General features: G+C 48.4%; 1 protein-coding gene. It reads left to right on the top strand.

What is annotated here, in order from left to right:
* Positions 1 to 31 precede the first annotated feature (31 nt).
* A partial coding sequence (locus R7093_RS25610) for a potassium transporter TrkG (RefSeq protein WP_318147070.1) occupies positions 32 to 703 on the top strand: 672 nt, incomplete at its 3' end.

The raw sequence follows: 703 nt of genomic DNA on the forward strand, positions 1-703 counted from the left end.
AACAGGGACAGCTTCGCTAGTCAATCAATCCATGCAATTTCGTTCAATTATTCGAATCGTCGGGCTTTTGCTCGCGCTTTTTAGTGTCACCATGTTGGCACCCGCACTGGTTGCGCTTCTTTATCGAGACGGCGCTGGTGTACCTTTTGTCACGACTTTTTTTGTGCTGCTTTTTTGTGGAGCGATGTGTTGGTTTCCTAACCGTCGGCATAAACATGAGCTCAAATCACGTGATGGCTTTCTTATCGTTGTTCTTTTCTGGACGGTTTTGGGCAGCGCGGGTTCGCTTCCATTTTTAATCGCAGATAATCCCAACATTTCTGTGACTGACGCTTTTTTTGAATCCTTCTCTGCTTTAACCACGACAGGGGCGACCGTTATTGTCGGCCTTGATGAGTTACCTAAAGCGATTTTGTTCTACCGCCAATTTCTACAATGGTTTGGTGGGATGGGGATCATCGTACTTGCGGTCGCTATTTTGCCAGTGTTGGGCATCGGTGGGATGCAGTTGTACCGCGCAGAAATTCCGGGTCCAGTGAAAGATACCAAAATGACCCCGCGCATAGCCGAGACAGCAAAAGCGCTGTGGTACATCTATTTAAGCCTGACAATCGCTTGTGCGGTTGCTTTTTGGCTCGCGGGTATGACGCCGTTTGATGCCATCAGCCACAGCTTCTCTACTATTGCGATTGGTGGCTTCTCA

It is taken from the genome of Vibrio sp. 1580, from assembly GCF_033340055.1.